The organism is Mesorhizobium sp. GbtcB19 (genome assembly GCF_019091085.1).
Classification (GTDB): Bacteria; Pseudomonadota; Alphaproteobacteria; order Rhizobiales; family Rhizobiaceae; genus Mesorhizobium.
Genome location: NZ_JAGXJY010000459.1, coordinates 1 through 240 on the forward strand (window position 1 = coordinate 1; position 240 = coordinate 240).

The window sequence follows — 240 nt, forward strand, 5'->3', positions numbered from 1 at the left end:
GCCCCACCCGCAGGCGGCCCCCGCCATGGATGGACACGCATCTGGAGGTCGCTTTCAACTCGCTGTACACGCCTGCAAGAGACCCCTTCCACTACAAGGTCTGTTCGACCTTCGATTCCAGCCCGACGAACGGCAGCATCGGCCGGGCGATCGAGGTCGGCCGCGCGGTGCTCGGGCCAGCCTGCGTGCCGCTGGTTGCCGGTGCGCCGCAGCCCCAGCGTTACACCCCCCTCGGCCATT

1 protein-coding gene is annotated in these 240 nt (G+C 68.8%); it reads left to right on the plus strand.

The features are described from left to right. On the plus strand, positions 1 to 240 hold a 240-nt coding region (locus tag KVT37_RS32745; protein WP_217579076.1), incomplete at both ends, for a four-carbon acid sugar kinase family protein.